Source organism: Streptomyces griseoviridis (genome assembly GCF_005222485.1).
GTDB classification, from domain to species: domain Bacteria; phylum Actinomycetota; class Actinomycetes; order Streptomycetales; family Streptomycetaceae; genus Streptomyces; species Streptomyces hintoniae.
On the sequence record NZ_CP029078.1, the window covers coordinates 359,490 to 377,088 of the forward strand.

Annotated in this window: 16 protein-coding genes; 9 read left to right on the top strand and 7 right to left on the bottom strand. The window is 74.3% G+C overall.

Annotated elements, in window-relative coordinates:
* Positions 1-36: 36 nt before the first annotated feature.
* A complete protein-coding gene (locus DDJ31_RS01420) occupies positions 37-891 on the bottom strand; it encodes a sulfite exporter TauE/SafE family protein (protein ID WP_127182136.1) in 855 nt (284 codons plus the stop codon).
* 85 nt (positions 892-976) lie between these two features.
* Between DDJ31_RS01420 and DDJ31_RS01425 the strand changes: the two genes are divergently transcribed.
* The gene (locus DDJ31_RS01425; protein ID WP_127182135.1) at positions 977-1,738 is read left to right on the top strand and encodes an AraC family transcriptional regulator; all 762 of its coding nucleotides are present in this window, start codon (positions 977-979) and stop codon (positions 1,736-1,738) included.
* A gap of 25 nt (positions 1,739-1,763) precedes the next feature.
* Here DDJ31_RS01425 and DDJ31_RS01430 read toward each other — a convergent pair whose 3' ends face one another.
* Positions 1,764-2,963 (bottom strand): glycoside hydrolase family 64 protein, encoded by a 1,200-nt coding sequence (locus DDJ31_RS01430; RefSeq protein WP_127182134.1) that lies wholly within the window; start codon positions 2,961-2,963, stop codon positions 1,764-1,766.
* Between the two features lie 445 nt (positions 2,964-3,408).
* Positions 3,409-4,098: a siderophore-interacting protein gene (locus tag DDJ31_RS01435; RefSeq protein ID WP_127182133.1), complete on the bottom strand. Its 690-nt coding sequence runs from the start codon at positions 4,096-4,098 to the stop codon at positions 3,409-3,411.
* Between the two features lie 400 nt (positions 4,099-4,498).
* Between DDJ31_RS01435 and DDJ31_RS01440 the strand changes: the two genes are divergently transcribed.
* Positions 4,499-5,470: an alpha/beta fold hydrolase gene (locus DDJ31_RS01440; protein WP_127182132.1), complete on the top strand. Its 972-nt coding sequence runs from the start codon at positions 4,499-4,501 to the stop codon at positions 5,468-5,470.
* A 13-nt stretch (positions 5,471-5,483) separates the two neighbouring features.
* Here DDJ31_RS01440 and DDJ31_RS01445 read toward each other — a convergent pair whose 3' ends face one another.
* The gene (locus tag DDJ31_RS01445) at positions 5,484-6,956 is read right to left on the bottom strand and encodes an FAD-binding protein (RefSeq protein WP_127182131.1); all 1,473 of its coding nucleotides are present in this window, start codon (positions 6,954-6,956) and stop codon (positions 5,484-5,486) included.
* Positions 6,957-7,112: 156 nt separating this feature from the next.
* On the opposite strand from DDJ31_RS01445, the gene DDJ31_RS01450 reads away from it, so the two are divergent.
* On the top strand, positions 7,113-8,378 hold the full coding sequence (locus tag DDJ31_RS01450; protein ID WP_127182130.1) for a glycosyltransferase family 4 protein: 1,266 nt from the start codon (positions 7,113-7,115) through the stop codon (positions 8,376-8,378).
* The gene (locus DDJ31_RS01455; RefSeq protein ID WP_127182129.1) at positions 8,375-9,205 is read left to right on the top strand and encodes a hypothetical protein; all 831 of its coding nucleotides are present in this window, start codon (positions 8,375-8,377) and stop codon (positions 9,203-9,205) included. The genes DDJ31_RS01450 and DDJ31_RS01455 overlap by 4 nt, the downstream gene beginning before the upstream one ends.
* Here DDJ31_RS01455 and DDJ31_RS01460 read toward each other — a convergent pair.
* On the bottom strand, positions 9,192-9,953 hold the full coding sequence (locus tag DDJ31_RS01460; RefSeq protein WP_127182128.1) for a DeoR/GlpR family DNA-binding transcription regulator: 762 nt from the start codon (positions 9,951-9,953) through the stop codon (positions 9,192-9,194). The two genes, DDJ31_RS01455 and DDJ31_RS01460, sit on opposite strands and share 14 nt — an antisense overlap.
* A gap of 91 nt (positions 9,954-10,044) precedes the next feature.
* Between DDJ31_RS01460 and DDJ31_RS01465 the strand changes: the two genes are divergently transcribed.
* From DDJ31_RS01465 to DDJ31_RS01475, 3 genes are all read left to right on the top strand, one after another.
* A complete protein-coding gene (locus DDJ31_RS01465; RefSeq protein ID WP_127182127.1) occupies positions 10,045-11,229 on the top strand; it encodes an MFS transporter in 1,185 nt (394 codons plus the stop codon).
* Between the two features lie 224 nt (positions 11,230-11,453).
* Complete coding sequence (locus DDJ31_RS01470; RefSeq protein ID WP_127182126.1) at positions 11,454-12,548, top strand: phospholipase D-like domain-containing protein; 1,095 nt, start codon at positions 11,454-11,456, stop codon at positions 12,546-12,548.
* Positions 12,549-12,643: 95 nt separating this feature from the next.
* Complete coding sequence (locus DDJ31_RS01475) at positions 12,644-13,591, top strand: amidohydrolase family protein (RefSeq protein WP_127182125.1); 948 nt, start codon at positions 12,644-12,646, stop codon at positions 13,589-13,591.
* Here the strand turns inward: DDJ31_RS01475 and DDJ31_RS01480 are convergent.
* Positions 13,578-14,114: an AAA family ATPase gene (locus tag DDJ31_RS01480; RefSeq protein ID WP_127182124.1), complete on the bottom strand. Its 537-nt coding sequence runs from the start codon at positions 14,112-14,114 to the stop codon at positions 13,578-13,580. The two genes, DDJ31_RS01475 and DDJ31_RS01480, sit on opposite strands and share 14 nt — an antisense overlap.
* 95 nt (positions 14,115-14,209) lie before the next feature.
* Between DDJ31_RS01480 and DDJ31_RS01485 the strand changes: the two genes are divergently transcribed.
* Both DDJ31_RS01485 and DDJ31_RS01490 read left to right on the top strand, forming a co-directional pair.
* Complete coding sequence (locus DDJ31_RS01485) at positions 14,210-14,683, top strand: MarR family winged helix-turn-helix transcriptional regulator (RefSeq protein WP_127182123.1); 474 nt, start codon at positions 14,210-14,212, stop codon at positions 14,681-14,683.
* A gap of 128 nt (positions 14,684-14,811) precedes the next feature.
* Positions 14,812-16,500 carry an MFS transporter gene (locus DDJ31_RS01490; protein ID WP_240678484.1) on the top strand — a complete coding sequence of 563 codons (1,689 nt, stop codon included), beginning with the start codon at positions 14,812-14,814 and terminating at the stop codon, positions 16,498-16,500.
* On the opposite strand, the gene gap is transcribed toward DDJ31_RS01490, so the two are convergent.
* A complete protein-coding gene (gene gap, locus DDJ31_RS01495) occupies positions 16,497-17,495 on the bottom strand; it encodes a type I glyceraldehyde-3-phosphate dehydrogenase (protein WP_127182121.1) in 999 nt (332 codons plus the stop codon). The genes DDJ31_RS01490 and gap overlap by 4 nt on opposite strands.
* Positions 17,496-17,599 lie beyond the last annotated feature (104 nt).

A 17,599-nucleotide genomic window follows, 5' to 3' on the forward strand; every position in this document is an offset into this window, starting at 1 on the left:
GGCCGCCCGCTCCGGGCGCCGCCGCCCCGGCGCCGGTCAGGCGTCCAGCGCCAGCATCGCGGCAATCACCACCGCGAGCAGGGTCGCGTAGGCCCAGGCGTGGGTGCGGTCGCCGATGCGCGGCGGCCGGCGGCGCAGCACGGCGATCACGGGCAGCGCGCCGAGCAGCAGCGCCCCGGCGGCGCGCGGGTCCACCGTCCCGACCAGCGGCACGCCCGCGCGGGCGGCGACGGGGGCGGTGTGGCCGAGCAGCGAGACGGCGGCGGCGGGCAGCGCGAGGGCGAGGGTGAGGGGGTTGGCGAGGGTGGTCGCGGTCCGCATGGTGTGTCCGGCCCGCCGCATCGCCGGGACGGTCAGGACGCTGCCGCCGACCCCGAGGAAGGCCGCGACGGCGCCGATCGGCGCTCCGAGCACGGCGGGCAGTCCCGCGCCGCCGGGGCTGCCGAGGGTGCTGTCGCTGCCGGGGCTGCCGGCACCGTCGGCGCTGTCGGCACCGTCGGCCGGGGCCTGCGGCTTCAGGAACCCGGGGCGCAGCAGCAGGTCGGCGAGGGTGAGGGCGACATAGGCGGTGAACGCCCAGCGGACCGGTCCCGACGGCGCGAGCCGGGCGGCGAGCGCGCCCAGCGCCCCGCCGACGGCCAGCAGCGCGAGCAGCGGGCGCCCGCCGCGCAGCGCGGCGAGGGTGGGGCGCGGGGTGACGGCGGTGGCGAAACCGGCGTTCACCACCATGACCACCGCCGAGGTGGCCGTCGCCACCCTCATCGCGTCCGTGCCGAGCGCGCCGTCCGCCCACACCACCACCGGGACGGCGACGAATCCGCCGCCGAACCCGAACAACACCGTCGTGAGCCCGGTGAGGACCCCGATTCCGAGCAGCGCGAGAACATCCATGGGGCTCAGTCCACCAGCCGCCGACCAGGGCCCGCATGCGATGATCGGCGCCGTTCTTTCGCGTCTCGGCCGGTAGGGTCGAGGGGTGAAGAACGTTCCGCTGTCCGAGGTGGACGCCGCGCCGCGGGCGGTGCTGCCGATCGGCACCGACTACCCGCCGGGCCTGCTGCTCGACTGGCACGAGCACCGGCGGGCCCAGTTCCTGTACGGCGCGACCGGGGTGATGGTCGCCGACACCGCCGACGGGTCGTGGACGGTCCCGCCCGAGCGCGCCCTGCTCATCCCGGCCACCACCCGGCACCGGGTGCGGATGCTCGGGGTGAGCACCAGGAGCCTGTACGTCGAACCGGCCGCGGTGCCGTGGTGGCCCGCCCGGTGCACGGTCGTGGACGTGCCGCCGCTGCTGCGTGAACTGCTGCTGGCCGCGGTCGAGTTCGAGGCCGACTACGACCTGTCGGGGCGGGCCGGGCAGGTGGTGGCGCTGATGCTGCACGAGATCGCGGCGCTCACCCCGCTGCCCTTCCACATCGCGGTGCCCGCTGCCCCCGAGCTGGCCGCGCTCTGCCGGGCGTATCTGGCGGCGCCCGACGTGGCGGTCACCAACGCGCTCTGGGCGCGGCGGGCGGCGATGAGCGAGCGGGCCTTCACCCGCAGGTTCAGGGAGCAGACGGGGGAGAGCCCGGCGGGCTGGCGGGCCCGCGCCCGGCTGCTGGCGGCGCTGCCGCTGCTGCGGTCGGGCACGGTGACCGAGGTGGCCGGGCGCCTCGGCTACGCCTCGCCCGCCGCGTTCACCGCCGCCTTCACCCGGCTGTTCGGGGCGCCGCCGTCCCGGTTCCACGGGCGGTGAGGGGCGCGCGGTGCGCCGGCTCCGCTCAGAACGCGGAGAGGGTGAGGGTGAAGCCGGTCGGGGCGGTGTCCTGGATGTAGGAGGCGAAGTCGGCGACGTCGTCGAAGGCGAAGCCGTACGCCTTGCCGTCCTCGGTCGCCGCGTGGATCGCCTTGGCGTAGTGGTTGGTCAGCGCGCCCTGGTAGAAGGCGGCCGGGTCGGTGCCGGGCTGGGCGGTGGTGCTGAGCAGCGTGGAGCGGTTGAACCCGGCGCCGAGGACGGCGGCGACGGGTCCCGTGGTGCCGTCGTTGGGGGCGGCGAGGTTGCCGTCGCAGAACAGGACGTCCCGGGTGGACGGCTTGGCGAAGGAGACCGAGGCGGGCCCGTCGAAGGTGAACTGCTCGCCGCGGACCCGGCCGGTGAACGCGCCGGCGTTGGTGGTGACCGTGAGGTCCTTGCCGGTGTAGGTGGACCAGACCTCGTCGATGTAGGGCGCGAAGTAGTCCTTGGCGAAGAGGCCGGCGTCGAGGCCGTGGCCGGGCGCGATGATGCGGGTGTCGTCGACGACGAGCGGGGCGAACTCCTCGATCGCGCGGACGGCGTCGAAGGCCGCGGCGCGTCCGCCGGAGCGCAGGGTGCCGGTGGTCTGGTCCTTGTCGCCGGTGAGCCGGATGGCCATCGGCACGCTGAACATGTCGACCATCGTGGTGTTGCAGAACATGCCGGCCGCGTTGTGGGTGAACTCGGCGCAGTCGTGCAGCACTCCGTAGTTGGGGTCGGACTCGACCCAGCCCGCCGGGTACTGGAGGGCGGCGGCGCCGTTGCCGTCGGTGACGGCCTTGAACTTGAGCTTCTCGCCGAGCGCGACGTAGATGCGGCCCGACATGTAGGGCAGGGACAGCTTGGTCTCGCCGTTGCCGGCGAGCGGGATGGCGTAGTCGGTGAAGCCGTCGGCGCCGTTGTCGGAGACGGCGATGGGGGCGACGGCGCCCTCGGGGGTGAGGCGGACCTGCTTGCCGTCCACGTTGCCGACGACGTAGAGGTGCACGGAGGCGTTGTCGAACGAGCCGCTGTTGTTGACGATGGTCACGGGGAGCGCGCCGGCCGCCGCGAGGGTCTTGCCGTCGCTCTGGTCGGCGAGCGCGTAGGGGGCGACGGCGGCGACGGCCGGGGCCGCCACGACCGCGCCACCGAGGGCGAACATCATCTTGCGGCGGGTCAGGTTGCGCTGGTGACGGGGCGTCATGGCGAGAACACACCTTGTCTGTGGGGGACGTTCAGGTCCTGCTCCGGAGGCACGTTCCGCGCACGCGGGCGCCCTGCTGCCTGAGAGCGCTCTCACGGATGCGGTGCGGTCCGCCGCCGGGCCCTCGACGATACGCACGAACGTTGCTGGCGCCAACCGGAACGCACATCGCCACATCCCGCTGATCTGCGGTTACTTGAGAGGCGGGGTGGAGGCGAAGAACGCTTAAGGCGCGTTTAACCCTCGCTTAAGAAGGACCGCCGCGGCCACTCCCCCGCCGCGACGGGGCCTTGGGGTGCCCTGGCGGAGACCGCGCCGGCCTCGGTCACGCGGCCGGTCGGGCGCCCTTCCCGTGGGGCGGCGCGGGACGCCTGTCCGCCGCCGTCGCACCGGCTCGAGCGACCCGCCGCCGACCGTCGGGGCCAGGCGGCGCCCGGCCCGGCGGTCACGACAGGCCGCGCCTGCCCGGCGTCCAGAACGGCTTGGTGAGCACGGACCTGCGGTCCCAGCCCGCCTCACGGACCAGCACCTGCCGTACCCGCTGCACGGTCTTCGCCTCCCCGGCGACATACGCGATCCCGCCCGGTTCGGGCGCGAGAGCGCGGACCGCGTCGGGCAGCGACGCGCCGCCCCTGGTCAGCCAGTCGAGGCGGTCGGCGTGCCGGACCGGCAGCCGGTCCTCGGGCGTGCCGGTCTCCACGCAACCGGAGATCCGGGCGCCGTCGGGCAGCGCGGCCAGCATCGCGCCGAAGGCGACGGACGCCGTCTCCTCCCCCACGAAGACATGGTGGGCCGCGTCAGGACGCAGGGTGAACGTGCCCTCCGGCTTCCCGAGGCGGACCTGTTCCCCGACCTCGGCCCGCGCGCCCCAACGGGCCCCCGGTCCCGCGCCGTCGTGGTCGAGGACCCCCAACTCGACCGCGCCGGTGGGCTCGTAGCGCCACACCGAGTACGTCCGGAGGGTGATGCCCGTACCGACCAGGACCCTGACCTGCTGCCCCGGCCGCACATCGAGCCCGGCGAGCGCGTCGGACTCGATCCGCAGACGGCGCATGCGGGCGGCGAGGGGTTCGACTGCGGTGACCGTGCCCCGGACCATCAGCAGGTCGAGGACGGGGTTCAACAGAGCGGGCACGGACGGCTCCTGGGCAGGGGGCAGGGCAAGGGGGCGGTGGGGCACGGCAGTTGGGCGCCTGGACGATCGCACGCCTGGGCGATCGGGCAACCGGAACGCGATAGTACGCGACTTCACGCGAACGCGATACTGCGTGACCGGGGCGCCACGGGAGGTGACGCAGGGGCACCCGCGCGACACCGCGCGACCGATGACCAGTGGGCGAGGCCAGCGACTGACGGCTGACGATCAGCGGGGGGCGGCTGGCGACTGGCGACTGGCGGCTGACGGCTGACGATCAGCCAGTGGCGGGTGGCGGGTGGCGGCCCCGCCCCGCCCGCGGGCCCCACGCGGCCCGCGAGTTTCCTCCGCCCGATCGCGTCCCGCCCGCCCCTCGCGTCCGACGCGTAGGCTCGGCCGCATGGTTGCGCATCGGATGATCGACGTGAACGGGATTCGACTGCACATCGCCGAGGAGGGCGAAGGGCCGCTGGTGGTGCTCCTGCACGGCTTCCCCGAGTCGTGGCACTCCTGGCACCGGCAGTTCGGCCCGCTGGTGGCCGCCGGCTTCCGGGTGGTCGCCCCCGACCAGCGCGGCTACGGCAGCAGCGACCACCCCGAGGACGTCGACGCGTACAGCATCCTCCACCTCGTCGGCGATGTCGTCGGGCTGATCGGGGCGTTGGGCGAGGAGAAGGCGTATGTCGTCGGACACGACTGGGGGGCGCCGGTCGCCTGGCACACCGCGCTGTTCAGGCCCGACCTGGTGCTCGGGGTGGCCGGGCTGAGCGTGCCGCCGCCGTTCCGGGGGTCGCGGCCCCCGCTGGCCGCGATGGAGGAGCGGTTCGGTGGCCGCTTCTACTGGAACCACTTCGCCGAGCCGGGTGTCGCCGACGCCGAGTTCGGCCGCGACCCGCGCACCGCCCTGCGGAAGTTCTTCTACGCCGCCTCCGGTGACGCGCCCGGCGCGGGCTCCGGCAGGCAGCCGCTGGTGGAGCCGGGACGGGGGTGGCTCGACGCCATGCGCGACCCGGAGGTGCTGCCCTCCTGGTTCACCGAGGACGATCTCGACGCGCTCACCGAGAGCTTCTCCGGCGGCTTCACCGGAGCGCTCAACTGGTACCGCAACCTCGACCGCAACTGGGAGCTGACCGCGCCCTGGCACGGCGCCGTCGTCAGCCGGCCCGCCCTGTACGTCTACGGCGACCGCGACATCGTCCCGGCGTTCCCCGGCACGCCCGAACTCATCGCCAGGCTGCCCGAGTTGATGCCCGAGCTGCGCAGGCCGCCGCTGAAGCTGGCGGGTTGCGGCCACTGGACCCAGCAGGAGCGGCCCGACGAGGTCAACGCGGCGCTCGTCGACTTCCTCAAGGAGCTGGCGCGCGGCGTCTGATCGCGCGGCGCCCTCAGAAGATGCCGCGCCCCGGCACCAGCAGCCCCCGCGGGTCGTACCTGCGCTTCGCGGCGGCCAGCCGAGGCCAGGCGTCGCCGTAGTGGCGCCGCCAGTCGGCCCGGGTGAACGGGACCGACCCGACCGGGTACTGGGTGCCGCCCGCCGCCACGACGACGTCGTACGCCCTGCGGTTCGCGGCCAGCAGCCGCCGTACGGCGTCCGTGTCGTCGGCCGGGACCGCGCGCAGGAGGGCCAGCAGGTACGGCACCGGGCCCGCGGGCCCGCGCAGCAGCGGGGTGGTCAGGCGCTCGCCCGCCAGCGGGTAGAGCAGGACGAGTCCCGCGCCGAGGTCGGCCTCGGTGAGGTCGTCGAGGAGGGTCCCGGCGACGGCGGCGACCGCGTCGCCGGGGATCAGCAGGTTGAGCCAGGGGTGGGCGTACCCCCAGACCCCGGACTCCTTGAGGGCGGCCACGGCCGGTGCGAGCCGGTCGAGGAAGTCGTAGTAGCCGAGGTCGGAGACCGTGGCGCCGCCCGCGCGGTGGCTGAGTCCGGCGAGGAGCGCGGTGTCGTCGGGCGCGGGTCCCGCGGGCGGGCCGTAGGCGACGGCCTCCAGGACGCAGCCGCGGAACGCCCCGGACGCGTCGGTGGTCACCTGCCCTTCGAGGTAGGCGAACCGGCGCTCCTCGGCGAGCCGGCGCTGGTCGTCGAGGAACGTCTCCAGGTCGTCGTAGGGCAGCAGATAGGAGCGGACGGTGTCGGGCGCGCGGACCAGCGCGAGGGTGGCGCCGACGATGACGGAGCACTGGCCGAGCCCCGCGAGGGTCGCCTCGAAGAGGTCGCGGCGGCGGGTGCGCGAGCAGTGCAGCCGTTCGCCCGCGCCGGTGACGACGTCGAGGGCGGTGACGGTGTCGACCTGGGCGCCGTGCCGGTGGGACTGGCCGCCGAGCCCGCCGACGGCGAGGGTGCCGCCGACGGAGAGTTCGAGGTAGTCGGTGAGGACGGGCGGGGTGCGGCCGTGGGCGAGGGTGGCCCGGGTCAGGTCGCTCCACTTCACGCCCGCGCCGACGGTGACGGAGGTGCCGTCGGCGCTGAGCGGGCCGATCCGGTCGAGCGTCGCCGTCTCGATGACGAGGCCGCCCGCCACCTGGGCCTGCCCGAAGGTGCCGTGGCCCTGGCCGCGCGGGGCGACGGGCAGCCGGTGGGCGTGGCAGAAGCGGACCATCGCGACGACGTCGTCGACCGAGCCGGGGCGCAGCACCGCGAGCGGGCGGTGGCTGACGTGGTGGCCGTAGTCGTCGGCGGCGGCGTCCAGCGCGGCGGGGTCGGTGGTGAGGGTGCCGTCGAGCGGCGGTACGGCGGTCCTGCCCGTGCCGGGGGTGCCGGTCGCGGCCCAGCCGCGGGTGCGGGGGTCGAACGCGACGACGGTGGCGGCGCCGGTCGCCGTCAGCGCGCGCAGGACGGTGCGTCGCGCGGGTGCCTCAGCCATGGTCTCCCCCTCCGCGCGGCCGCTTCCCCGGCCGGCCCGCCGCCACCGTAGCGCACGGCACCGCGTGGGCAACGGCGTTCGGACAACCGGTGCGGCGCGCACTACGAAGTGGTAACGCCTGGCAACTCGCCGGGAGTTGGCGCTGTCTAGGGCACCATGAAGATCTCTTTCCTGCTGCACAACGCCTACGGGATCGGGGGCACGATCACCACCACGTTCAATCTGGCCCAGGCGCTGGCCGCGCGGCACGAGGTGGAGGTCGTGTCGGTCCTGCGGCACCGCGAGGACCCCCACTTCACCCTCGACCCGCGTGTCTCGCTGCGGCCCCTGGTGGATCTGCGGCGGGAGGGGAACGATCCGCGCCACCGCAGACCGTCGCGGGTGTTCCCGGCCGCCGAGTACCGCTACCACCAGTACAGCGAGTTGACCGATCTGCGGATCGGCGAGCACCTCGCCGCGGTGGACGCGGACGCGGTGATCGGCACCCGCCCCGGGCTGAACGTGCACCTCGCGCTCGAGGCGCCCGGCCGGGTGGCGCGCGTCGGGCAGGAGCATCTCACCCTGGACAACCACGGGCCGCGGCTGCGGCACGCGCTGCGCCGGGCCTACGGCAGGCTCGACGCGCTGACCACGGTGACGGAGGCGGACGCGGCGGTCTACCGGCGCAAGATGCGGCTGCCGGGGGTGCGGATCGAGGCGCTGCCCAACAGCGTGCCCGATCCGGTGCTGCCGACCGCCGACGGCAGCGCGAAGGTCGTCGTGGCGGCGGGCCGGCTGGTCCCGGTCAAGCGCTACGACCTGCTCATCGAGGCGTTCGCGGTGGTCGCGGCCGCCCACCCCGACTGGCAGTTGCGGATCTACGGCAGGGGCGAGGAGCACGACCGGCTGCGGCGGCTCATCACCGGACTCGGGCTGTGGAACCACGTGTTCCTGATGGGCGCGGCGGCTCCGATGGAGGCCGAGTGGGTCAAGGGCTCGATCGGGGTCGCGGCCTCCGACTTCGAGCCGTTCGGCATGACGATCGTGGAGGCGATGCGCTGTGGTCTGCCGGTCGTGAGCACCGACTGCCCCTACGGGCCTGGGGAGATCATCACGGACGGTGTCGACGGGCGGCTGGTGCCGGTCGGGGACCGGGAGGCGCTGGGCGCGGCCCTGCTCGAACTGGTCGGGGACGACGAGCGGCGCGGCAGGAGCGGGCGGGCGGCGCTGCGCAACGCGCGCAGGTTCGCGCCGGGGCCGGTGGTCGAGCAGGCCGAGCGGCTGCTCGCCGACGCGGTCGCGGCCCGCCGGGCCGGCCGCAGGACCGTCGTCGAACGGGCTTCCGCGCGGCGGGCGTTGACCGGTCACGGCTTCGCCGCGCGGGACGCCGCCATCGCCGCGGCGGGGTCCGTGCGGCGCCGGGTGCGCGGGGCGTCGTCGTGAGCGCGCGGGACGGGGCGCGGACCCGGGTGGGCTGCTCGGTCGACGCCGACGGCCGGATCACGTTCGACATCAGGCCGGGTGCCGGGCGGCTGCTGGTGCGGCTGCGGCCGAGGAAGGGCGAGCCGGAGCGGGTGCGGCACGTCCTCGACACGGAGCCGGGGGACGACGGCGGGGCGCGGGCCGTCCTCGGTCTCGATCCGGTGCTGGCGGAGGGCCGGTGGGACGTGTACGTGCTGCGCGGCCCGGACGCCGGGCGGGAGCGGGTGTATCCGGCGGCGCGGGATCTGCGGGCGCTGGTCGACGGGCGGCTGCGGGACCGGGAGGTTCCGCTGGCGGTGCGCGTCCCGTACGTCACCAAGGACGGCAGGCTCGCGGTGCGGGCCTGGCTGCGGCCGGGGCACGCGGAGGCCGCCGACCTCGGCGTCACGGAGTCGGCGACGACGTTCGCCGCCCGTCTGCACGGCGCCGAAGTGGGGCCCGGGGCGACGGCGTTGCTGCGGCGGCGGGGCGGTGGCCCGACCCGGACGGCGGAGGTCCGCGCGGCCGACGATCACCGGTCGTTCTCGTTCACGGTCGCCCACCGGGAGCTGACGGCCGACGGGGCGGGCGTCTGGGACGTGTTCGTGCGGCCCGCGCGGGAGGCGCCCCTGATCCGGCTCGCCCGCCTCCTCGACGACGTGGCGGACCGCAAGTCGGTGTTCGTCTACCCGGCGACACCCGTCGGCGGCCTGATGGTGCGGCCCTACTACACGGTCGACAACGACCTGTCGGTGTCGGTGACGCCGCGTCCGGCGGGCGAGGACGCGCCGGCGGTCACACCGTCCTGACCGTCACGCCCGCCGCCCCGATCGCGTCGATCGCCTCCCGGGGCGCCGACCGGTCGGTGACGAGGGTGTGCAGGGCGGTGACCGGGGCGACGAACGCGTGAGCCGTGTGGGTGAGTTTGGCGCTGTCGGTCGCGGCGAGGACGCGTCGCGACGATCGGAGCGCGGCCTGTTTGACGGCCGCGTCGTCCAGGTCGTAGGCGGTCAGGCCCTGTGCGGCGTCGAGGCCGCAGCAGCCGATGACGGCGGTGTCGAACCGTACGGCGGCGAGCGAGGACAGCGTCAGCGGGCCGGTGAGGGCTCCCTCGCCCGGCCGGGGCCGTCCGCCGGGCACCAGCAGCGCGGTCTGTCCCGCGCCCTCGGCGAGGACGGCGACGGCCTGTAGCGACAGCGGCATCACGGTGACCCGCCGGCCGCGCAGCAGCCGGGCCACCTCCAGGCAGGTGGTGCCGCTGTCGAGGACGACGGTCTCGCCGTCGCCGATCAGTTCGACGACGGCGGCGGCGACCCGCCGTTTCGCCTCGGCACCGTCCTGGACGCGCAGGGCGAACGGCGGCTCCTCGCCGCGCAGGACGAGACTGCGGGCCCCGCCCCTGACCCGTTCGAGGACCCCCTGCGCGGCGAGCGCGTCCAGGTCGCGCCGTACGGTCATCTCGGAAGCCCCGGTGAGCGCGGCCAGCTCCGCCACGGTGAGGCTCCCCGCCGCGCGCACGGCCTCCCCGGTCTGCCGGAGGCGGTCTGCGTTACTCATGGCCCCGATTCAACCCCACCCGGCGAACGAACAGCAAGGCTGTGAGAAGCAGGGCTTTTGAAACACAATTCATGTTCGATATGTTCACTCCATGGAACGTTCCCTGCGTGCCGCGCGAGCGGCGACCTTCACCTACTTCATCCTCAACGGGACCCTGCTGGGAATGTGGGTCGTCCAGATCCCGCCCATCGAGGAGCGCGTCGGCATCAGCCACGCCGTCCTCGGCGGCTTCCTCGTGCTGCTCGGCCTCGGCGCCTTCCTCGGCATGCAGGTGACCGGGCCGCTGGCCGACCGGCTCTCCACCCGGGTCGTCGTGCCCGCCTCCGCGCTGCTGTGCGGCGCCACCCTCGTCCTGCCGGGCCTGGCCTCGGGGCCGTGGGCGCTCGGCCTCGCCCTGCTGGTCTTCGGCTTCGCCAACGGCTGCCTGGACGTGAGCATGAACGCCCACGCGGTCCAGGTCGAGAAGGCGTACGGCCGGCCCGTCATGTCCGCCTTCCACGCCACCTTCTCCGTCGGCGGGGTGCTGGCCGCCCTGGCCGGGGCCGCCGCCGCGGGCTGGTCGCTGAGCCCCGCGACGACGCTCGGCGCGGCCGGCCTTATCGCCGCGGTGGTCGCCGTCGTAACGGCCCGCGCCCTGCTGCCCACCGAGGCCCCCGCACCCGCGGACCCCGCCGCGGAGGACGCGGACGGCGCGGGCGGGAGCCACCGCGCGCCCACCCGGATCTGGCTGCTCGCCGTCCTGGCGCTGCTGATCATGCTGTGCGAGGGCGTCGCCAACGACTGGAGCGTCCTGCACCTCAAGACCATGCTGGACGCCTCCGAGTCCACCGCCGCCTTCGCCTACGGCAGCTTCGCCGCCGCCATGACGGTCGGCCGGCTGCTGGCTGACCGGGTCGCCGCCCGCTTCGGCCCGGCCGCCGTCCTGCGCTACGGCGCGGGCGCGGCGGCCGTGGGCATCGCGGCGGTCGCCGTCTCCCCGTGGGTGCCGCTCGCCCTGGCGGGCTGGGCGGTGTTCGGGGCCGGTCTCTCCGGATGCGTGCCGCAGCTGTTCAGCGCCGCCGGGCACGCCGAGGACGGCGCGGCCGGCGCCAACGTCTCCCGGGTCGCGGGCCTCGGCTACCTGGGCATGCTGGCCGGGCCCGCCGTCATCGGCTGGCTCACCCACCTCGTCCCGCTCAACCTCACCTTCTTCCTCCCCGTGCTCTGCTGCCTCGTCGCCGCCGCGACCGCGGGCGTCCTGCGCACGCCCCGGACGCGCGTTCCGGTCCAGCCGTAGCAGAGGGAAACAAACGGCCGAAATCCTCCGTGATACTCAGATTTTGCCCACCCGCCGAACCCCGCCGAACCGGCCCCCACCTGCGCCGTCCCGCTCCTGCCCGAGGAGCGGGGCGGAGAGCGCGGGGCTGGTTCGCGCGGATTCTCCCTCGCGGCGCTCCGCACGCGTGGTGTGATCCCTCCGCTCGCCCCCATGGCGGGCAGGAACTCGACCAGGAGCCACCCATGTCGTGGAAGATCGCCCGCCGCGCCTGCACCGTACTGACCGTCGGCGCCGCCGTGTTCGCCACCGCCACCCCCGCCACCCCGGCGGCGACACCCGCCCCTCCCGTCTCCCCCGTCTCCTTCACCTCCCCCGCCTCTCCTGCCCCTCCCGGCTCTCCGGCCGAGGCCCCCGCCCCCGTGCGGTCCGGCTCCTACTCCGCGTTCGCCTTCGCGCGGACCGGCGGCCAGCCGGCCATCTACGACTTCATCAACTCGGCCACCAGGACACTCGACATGACCATGTACGAGCTGGAGGACACCACCGCCGTCGACGACCTCGTCGCCCTGGAGAAGAAGGGCGTCGCGGTGCGGGTGATCCTCGACCGGCAGCACCAGAGCGCCGACAACCCGGCGTACAGAGCACTCACCGCGGCGGGCGCCGGCGTGGTCTGGTCGTCGGCCGCCTTCGTCTACACCCACCAGAAGACCATCACGGTGGACGGCGCCAAGTCCCTGATCATGACCGGGAATCTGACCTCCCGGTACTACCGGACCAGCCGCGACTACGGGGTGTTCGACGACGACCCCCGCGATGTCGCCGCCATCGAGAAGGTCTTCGCCGCCGACTACGCGGGCACCTCCGTCACCCCGGGCGACGGCGACCACCTGCTCTGGTCGCCCACCGACTCCCGCGACCGCCTGGTGTCGCTGATCGAGGGCGCGACCAAGACCCTCGACGTCGAGGAACTGGAGCTGAGCGACAGCGCGGTGGTCGCCGCCGTCGAGGCGCGCGCCAAGGCCGGGGTCACCGTGCGGGTGGTCCTGGAGACGCCGGGCGACTACGCGAGCGCGGTCTCCAGGATCAAGGCGGCGGGCGGCACCGTCGTCGGGTACTCCGACCCCGGCGGCTTCTACATCCACGCCAAGGCGATGGTCGCCGACTACGGCCTCGCCACCCAGGCGGTGGAGGCGGGCTCGATGAACATCAGCAGCAACTCCCTCAGCCGCAACCGGGAGTTGGGCATCATCCTGACCGGCACCGGCGCGGCGGCCCAGGTGGCGAGGACCGTGGAGACGACGTTCGCCGCCGACTACGCGGGCGGCACCGCCGCCTGACGGACGGGACCGGCCGCCGGCCGTCGGACGGGCGGCGCGGGGCCGGCTTCCCTACCGTGGGGGTACCAGCGTGTACCCCCACCCGGGAGGCAGCAGTGAGCGAGGCTCCGCCCTTCGTCGACGTGCACACCCACTTCGTCACCGAGCGGTACGTCCGGGCGGCGCGGGAGGCGGGGATCGGGCGACCCGACGGGATGCCGGACTGGCCGTCCTGGAGCGCGCGGGGCGCCCTCGCGCTGATGGACGAGGCGCGGATCGGCCTCTCGGTCCTGTCGGTCTCCTCCCCCGGCACCCACTTCGGCGACGACGCGGCGGCCCGCGCGCTGAGCCGCGAGGTGAACGAGTTCGGCGCGGGGCTGCGCCGGGAACGGCCCGACCGGTTCGGTCACTTCGCGGCGCTCCCGCTGCCCGACGTCGAGGGCGCGCTGGCCGAGGCGGCGTACGCGCTCGATGTGCTGGGCGCCGACGGGCTCGCGGTGGAGACCAACGCGCGGGGCGTCTATCTCGGCGACGCGCGGTGCGCGCCGCTCTGGGCGGAGCTCGACCGGCGCGGCGCGATCGTCTTCGTGCATCCGACGTCACCGCCCGGCTGGGAGGCCCTCACCTCGGGGCGGCCCCGCCCGATGATGGAGTTCCTGTTCGACACGGCGCGCGCGGCGGCGGACCTGGTCCTCGGCGGCGTCACCGTCCGCCACCCGGGCATCCGCTGGATCCTCACCCACGGAGGCGGCGCGCTGCCGCTGCTCGCGGCCCGCCTGGAGCTGTTCCGGACGCTGTTTCCCGGCGACGGCGACCTCGACGTCCGCGCGGAACTCGGCGGCCTCTGGTACGACCTGGCGGGCACCCCGTTCCCCGACCAGGTCCCGGCCGTCGAGCGGGCCTTCGGCCTCGACCGCGTCCTCTACGGGAGCGACTCCTGCTGGACCCCGGCCCCTGGCGTCCTGGCCCAGGTCGCCTCGATCGACGCGGCCGAGGCCCCGGAGGGCTCCACCTGGCGCGCCCTGACCACCCGCAACGCCCGCCGCCTGTTCAGCGGGGGGTGAGGGAGGGTCCGACGAGATCGGCGTCGCGCAGGACCCGCTCCACGGTCCGCTCCAGGGGGCTGTCGGCGCCGATGACGGTCTCGATGCCACCGGGCAGCAGATCGAGCGTCCTGTACCACTCGCGCAGGAGCCGCTCGTCCACCTCGTCGGCGATCGGCTTGGTGGCGTGCCGGGTGAGGGTCTCGGCGAGGGGGACGTCAAGGTAGTAGCAGTGGGTGCGCCCGGCGTGGTCGGCGCGGAGCCGGGTGAGCATCCCGGTGTAGTGGTCGGCGCGGAGGATGCCCTCGACGACGACGTGGTAGCCGGCGTCCAGGGCGTGGCGGGCGGTCAGGTCGATCAGGCCGATGTTCGGGGCGCCGGGGCGGTCGCGTTCCTTGAGGACCGTGCGGCGGAGGTTGTCCTGGCCGACGAGGGCGAGTCCGCGTCCGGTCCGGTCCCGCAGGGCTGCGGCGACGCTCGACTTCCCGGAGGCGCTGTTGCCGCGCAGGACGATCAGGCGGGTCTGGGGGGTGCCGGTCTTCACGGTGGGGACCTTACCGACGGGCGTGGGCCGGGCCCCCGGCGTTTTACCCCGGCTTGATTGAACAGTCCAGACTGATAAATCTACTGTTATTACTTATGGAGGTCGATACGGAAGCAGTGCGGGACAGCGGTCACGCACCCGGTCCCGGTGCGGAGAGCGGTCTCGCGGCCGGGCTGCGGGTCGCCGTGGGGCGGGTGACCCGGCGGCTGCGGCAGGCGCACGCGGTGGGCGACCTGTCGCTCTCGGAGGTGTCGGTGCTGGCGCGGCTGGCCGGTGAGGGGCCCGGGTCGCCGTCGGCGCTCGCCGAGTCGGAGCGGGTGCGCCCGCAGGCGATGGCGACCACCCTGGCCGGCCTCACCCGGCGCGGACTCGTGCGGCGCACCCCCGACGCGGCGGACGGCAGGCGCAGCATCGTCGCCGTCACCGAGGAGGGCAGGGCCGTGCTCGCGCAGCGGCGCTCGGCGTCGGTACGCCGCCTTGAGGCCGTCCTCGACGAGTTCTCCGCGCAGGACCGGGCCGCGCTGGCCGCGGCCGTCCCCCTGCTCGAACGGCTGGCGGAGCGGTTGTGACCGGGCGCCCCGTCGGAGTGTTCGCGCGGCTCGCGGCCGGCGCGGTACGGCGGCACGACGTGCCGCCGGGCCCGAACTACAAGTGGGTGGCGCTCTCCAACACCACGCTCGGCGTGCTGATCGCCACCATGGACGCGTCCATCGTGATCATCTCGCTGCCCGCCATCTTCCGGGGCATCGGCCTCGACCCGCTCGCGCCGGGCAACATCGGCTATCTGCTCTGGATGATCCTGGGCTATCTGCTCGTGTCGGCGGTCCTGGTGGTCGTCCTCGGCCGGCTCGGCGACATGTTCGGCCGGGTACGGATCTACAACCTCGGCTTCCTGGTGTTCGCGTGCGCCTCCGTCGCGCTGTCGCTCGATCCGTTCCAGCAGGGCGCGGGGGCGCTGTGGCTGATCGGCTGGCGGATCGTGCAGGCGTTCGGCGGGTCCATGCTGACGGCGAACTCGGCGGCGATCCTCACCGACGCGTTCCCCGCCCACCAGCGGGGCACCGCCCTCGGCATCAACCAGATCACCGCGCTGGCCGGGCAGTTCCTCGGCCTGCTCGCCGGAGGTCTGCTCGCCGTCGTCGACTGGCGCGCGGTGTTCTGGGTGAGCGTGCCGATCAGTGTCACCGGCACCGTGTGGTCGTACCTGAGCCTGCGGGAGACCTCGGCGGGCCGCCCCGGCCGGGTCGACTGGCTGGGCAACGCGACCTTCGCGGCCGGCGCGGGCGTCCTGCTGGCCGGGATCACCTACGGCATCCAGCCCTACGGCGGCGACCCCACCGGCTGGGGCAACCCCTGGGTGCTCGGCGCCCTCGCGGTCGGCGTCCTGCTGCTGCTGGCGTTCTGCTTCATCGAGACCCACGTGGCCGAACCCATGTTCAACCTCGCCCTGTTCAAGATCCGAGCGTTCGCCGCGGGCAACCTCGCGGCGCTGCTGACGGCCATCGCCCGGGGCGGCCTCCAGTTCATGCTGATCATCTGGCTCCAGGGCATCTGGCTGCCGCTGCACGGCTACGCCTTCGAGGACACCCCGCTCTGGGCGGGCGTCTTCATGCTGCCGCTGACCTGCGGGTTCCTGGTGGCGGGGCCGCTGTCGGGGTATCTCTCCGACCGGTTCGGGGCCCGGTTGTTCTCCACCGCGGGACTCCTCGTGGTGGCGGGTTCCTTCCTCGGCCTGCTGGCCCTGCCCGTCGACTTCGACTATCCGACGTTCGCGGGGCTGCTGCTGCTCAACGGGCTGGGTCAGGGCATGTTCTCGGCGCCGAACACGTCGTCGGTGATGGGCAGTGTCCCGGCCGAGTACCGGGGCGTCGCCTCCGGGATGCGCTCCACGTTCCAGAACTCCGGCACCGCGCTCTCCATCGGGGTGTTCTTCTCCCTGATGGTCTCCGGGCTCGCCAGCACCCTGCCGGCGACCCTGCGGGACGGTCTCGTCGCGCACGGCGTGCCGACCGCGGCGGCGGCGCGGGCGGCCGGGCTGCCACCGGTGAGCACCCTCTTCGCGACGTTCCTCGGCAACAACCCCATCGCGCACCTGCTCGGCTCGCAGGGCGTCCTCGACCAGCTGACGGCGGCCCAGCGCGCGGTCCTCACCGGGCACACGTTCTTCCCGCAACTGGTCGCGGGACCCTTCCACCACGGCCTGACCATCGTCTTCACGGTCGCCGCCGCCATGGCCCTGGTCTCCGCGGTCGCGTCGGCCCTGCGCGGCGGCACGCGGGCGCGGCCGACCGCGTCCGCCGGCCGGGGCGCAGGCCGGACGGCTCCGAAGGACCCGGCGGCGGGCGATCGGCCCGGCCAGCCAGGCCGACCGCCACATACGTCCTAGCCGGCGGCGAGGAGTTCCAGGGTGTCGATGACCCGGTTGGAGAAGCCCCACTCGTTGTCGTACCAGGCGACGACCTTGATGTGCCGTCCGTCGACCCGGGTGAGCGCCGAGTCGAAGATCGACGAGGCGGGGTTGCCGGTGATGTCGGACGAGACGAGCGCGTCCTCGGAGTACTCGAGGACGCCGGCGAGGGGGCCCTCGGCCGCGGTGCGGTAGGCGGCGAGCACCTCGTCGCGGGTGACGTCGCGGGAGACGGTCGTGTTCAGCTCGACGATCGAGCCCACCGGGACCGGGACCCGGATCGAGTCGCCGGACAGCTTGCCCGCGAGGTTCGGCAGCACGAGGCCGATCGCCTTGGCGGCGCCGGTCGTGGTCGGCACGATGTTGACACCGGCGGCGCGGGCGCGGCGCGCGTCGCGGTGCGGGCCGTCCTGGAGGTTCTGCTCCTGGGTGTAGGCGTGCACCGTCGTCATGAAGCCGTGCTCGATGCCCGCGAGGTCGTCTAGGACCGCGGCGAGCGGCGCCAGGGCGTTGGTCGTGCAGGAGGCGTTCGAGACGATCGTGTGCGCGGCCGGGTCGTACGCGTCGGTGTTGACGCCGTACGCGAGGGTGACGTCGGCGCCGTCCGAGGGCGCGCTGACCAGCACCTTCCTTGCGCCCGCCGACAGGTGCACACGGGCGGCCTCGGCCGAGGTGAAGCGGCCGGTGGCCTCCAGGACGAGGTCGATCTCCAGCTCGGCCCACGGGAGCTTGGCGGGCTCGCGCTCGGCGAGGACGGTGATGCGGCGGCCGTCGACGACGAGGGTGTCGCCCTCGACGGTCACGGGACGGCCGAGGCGTCCTGACGTCGAGTCGAAGGCGAGCAGTCGGGCCAGGGCGGCGGGTTCCGTGAGGTCGTTGACGGCGACGACCTCCAGCGTGCTGTCCCGTTCGAGCAGGGCGCGGAGCACATTGCGGCCGATGCGACCGAAGCCGTTGATGGCGAGGCGAGTCATGGTGATGTCCCTTCGTTTCCCCACCAGCCTCGCGCGCGCGGGCGGGCGCGGCCAGTGGCATGATCGCCACGGTTCACAAGGATCACGCCAGGGCCGAGAGCGCC

Bases quoted from the DNA above. Each gene is read 5' to 3' on its own strand.
- DDJ31_RS01420 (WP_127182136.1), bottom strand. From the start codon at position 891: ATGGATGTTCTCGCGCTGCTCGGAATCGGGGTCCTCACCGGGCTCACG.
- DDJ31_RS01430 (WP_127182134.1), bottom strand. From the start codon at position 2,963: ATGACGCCCCGTCACCAGCGCAACCTGACCCGCCGCAAGATGATGTTC.
- DDJ31_RS01440 (WP_127182132.1), top strand. From the start codon at position 4,499: ATGGTTGCGCATCGGATGATCGACGTGAACGGGATTCGACTGCACATC.
- DDJ31_RS01445 (WP_127182131.1), bottom strand. From the start codon at position 6,956: ATGGCTGAGGCACCCGCGCGACGCACCGTCCTGCGCGCGCTGACGGCG.
- DDJ31_RS01450 (WP_127182130.1), top strand. From the start codon at position 7,113: ATGAAGATCTCTTTCCTGCTGCACAACGCCTACGGGATCGGGGGCACG.
- DDJ31_RS01460 (WP_127182128.1), bottom strand. From the start codon at position 9,953: ATGAGTAACGCAGACCGCCTCCGGCAGACCGGGGAGGCCGTGCGCGCG.
- DDJ31_RS01465 (WP_127182127.1), top strand. From the start codon at position 10,045: ATGGAACGTTCCCTGCGTGCCGCGCGAGCGGCGACCTTCACCTACTTC.
- DDJ31_RS01470 (WP_127182126.1), top strand. From the start codon at position 11,454: ATGTCGTGGAAGATCGCCCGCCGCGCCTGCACCGTACTGACCGTCGGC.
- DDJ31_RS01485 (WP_127182123.1), top strand. From the start codon at position 14,210: ATGGAGGTCGATACGGAAGCAGTGCGGGACAGCGGTCACGCACCCGGT.
- DDJ31_RS01490 (WP_240678484.1), top strand. From the start codon at position 14,812: ATGGACGCGTCCATCGTGATCATCTCGCTGCCCGCCATCTTCCGGGGC.
- gap (WP_127182121.1), bottom strand. From the start codon at position 17,495: ATGACTCGCCTCGCCATCAACGGCTTCGGTCGCATCGGCCGCAATGTG.